General features: G+C 59.7%; 1 protein-coding gene. It reads left to right on the top strand.

All coding sequences use genetic code 11. From position 1 onward, the window contains the following. Nucleotides 1-1,035 precede the first annotated feature (1,035 nt). A complete protein-coding gene (locus OHD58_RS30330) occupies nt 1,036-2,430 on the top strand; it encodes an MmgE/PrpD family protein (RefSeq protein ID WP_263807291.1) in 1,395 nt (464 codons plus the stop codon). Nucleotides 2,431-2,578 lie beyond the last annotated feature (148 nt).

The raw sequence follows: 2,578 nt of genomic DNA, 5'->3' as shown, positions 1-2,578 counted from the left end.
CCAAAAGCGACAAGCTCGCGCATGGTCCTGTCGCCGTGAACTGGGACATGGACGGGTATAAGCTGGCGGATCGCTGGTGGTTCGCCTGACCTTGACAGATAGCGGTTGTCCCGACCGGCTAACGACGTACGACGCTTGGGAACGACCGGTGCTGGCTTAATCGGCAACAAACTCTCTGGCCTTGCGCGCTACTCGGGCGAGGTTAGGATCGTCGATCAGCTTCGTTCGCTGGTGACATGCGCCACGGCATCTGGCCCAGGCTCGGCCCCGCATGCCCATCCCGGCCATTGCCGCCGGCAAAGACCTCGAAACGAGGCCCCGTGCACCGTGATGCGGTTCGCTGCCTATGTTGCCAGGGTTTCGGCCAACTATCAGGCGAGCCTTTCCTCCCTCGGCTACTGGCGAGCGTGGCCGATGCGGACAGCGCTGCCCCCGCCACGGGATCGAGCGCCCAAGCCGACGCGTAGGCGCCTTCATCGTGCCACAAATCGGTCCGCGCAGGGGCGGAGCTTACTAGGCCGCTCCGGAACCTTGGACTGGGTTGCGAACGGTGTCCCGGAACAGTCCGGCCCTACGCGAAATCTCCCGGATCCATGAATGCTCTCGCAATGCGAACGCTCAAAGCATCCGAGCGCACGAAGTGCTTCAGATACAGCAACCGTCAGCCTAAAAGCTTCCAATCACATCTCTAATGCGCCTTCGTCATCTCACTGTCGGACAGGTAGAATAGGTATCGCTCGAAACCGACTATGTCAAAACATCGGTCGGAACAGGACCTATATCAATGGTGCCGCCCCTGTCGGAGGACGCCTTGTCTTAGAAGCGATTCAATCCCAGCATGGGATCGCAGGTTGCCTCGTCAACTGTAGCCTTCGACTCCTTTGCAGCTGTTTGTCCTGGGCGAAGCTGTAACGCCCCTGCAAAAAATTTCTCAGCTATTCAATTCAATTCAATTGCGAGTTCCGCCCATGGATTCTTATCCTGGCGTCAATCCCTCGGCGCCTCCCGCTCCCGAGGCAGCTAGGAGGTATCCGCGTGGGGCACTTTGCCGAGTTCGCTGTCGCGTTGAACTATAACGATATTCCGGAGGATGTCCGGACCGTACTGCGACGCAGTTTTGCCGACACCATAGGTGTGGCCACAGTGGGGTCGACGACAGAGATTGCGCAGATCACCAAGGATGTCGCTGACCGTTTGTGGCGCGCCTCCCCGCAATCAGGGGCGGCTCGTCTGCTATTCGACGGCCGTCCGGTGAGCCCAGCAGGCGCAGCGTTCGCCGGAGCATTTACGGTTGATTCAATCGACGGCCACGATGGGTCGAGCCCATGCAAGGGGCACGCCGGATCGGCTGTTTTTCCGTCGCTTCTTGCTGTTGCGGATTCGCTCCACGCCGGTGGCCAGTCGGTTACAGGAAGCGGCCTGATGACCGCACTCGCCACGGCTTACGAGATTTCCTATCGGGCTGGCCTTGCACTGCACGGTACCACTGCGGACTATCATACCTCAGGCGCGTGGACCGCTATCGGCGTCGCAGTGGGCGCGGGGCGCTTGCTGAAGCTGGATGTCGACCGAATCCGTCACGCTGCCGGAATTGCTGAGTACCATGGTCCGCGGAGCCAGATGATGCGGTGCATCGACCATCCAACGATGCTGAGGGATGGCGTAGGGTGGGGGGCGCCCTCTGGCGTTATGGCGGCTTACTTGGCGGAGCTGGGATTCACCGGCGCACCAGCTGTGACCATAGAAGGGGACGCAGTTGATGCCTGGTGGAGTGACCTCGGCACGTCATGGCGGATTGTCGAAGACACCCACTACAAGCTGTATCCGGTCTGTCGTTGGGCTCATCCAGCGATCGATGCAGTGCAAGAACTAATGGTCGCTCACGGCGTTCGTAGCCAGGATGTGGTAAAGGTGCGTATCAATACCTTCCACTATGCCGTCCGCCTGGCTGGCCATAATCCGTCAACGCTCGATGAAATGACCTACTCGATCGTCTTTCCGGTTGCGATCATGATTGCGCGCGGGAAAATCGGGCCAGAGGAACTTGCACCCGCGATCCTTGAGGATGTGGAAATCAACCGTATTGCGCAGGCGACCGAGCTGGTCGAGACGGAGCATTATACGCGGATCAGCGTCGGGAAGAGGTGGGCCGACGTCGTCCTGCATTTGAAGGATGACCGCATTCTCCAGTCGGCACCGCGCAGCCCGAAGGGCGATACCGACAACCCCCTGACGGACAACGAGCTCAGGGGCAAGTATGACACCTTCACCGCCGGTTTACTGACGAGTGACCGGGCGGAGGAGCTTCGTCGGCAGGCGTTGACTTTCGACTCCCTGGACTCACGCGGTCTCACGAAACTACTTGACCAGTTGACCAACCCACTGGACTGCGACGCATCCCGCTTCGCAAAGAGAAGGTTTACGAGCTGAGCTTTCCGCCACGCAGCCGCGCAAGTTCACGCCCTCTAATTTAGGAAAAACTGATATGGAGTCGCATTCACCGTTTAGGCCTGCAGGACCAAATCGCCGTGATGTGCTTGCCGGCGCTGCCGCAACGGCTGCCGGGCTCTTTTTGCCC

The organism is Mesorhizobium sp. ZC-5, assembly GCF_025753855.1.
Lineage (GTDB): Bacteria > Pseudomonadota > Alphaproteobacteria > Rhizobiales > Rhizobiaceae > Neomesorhizobium.
Note: the sequence above shows the minus strand (reverse complement) of the source record. Positions and strands in the feature narration are given on the sequence as shown.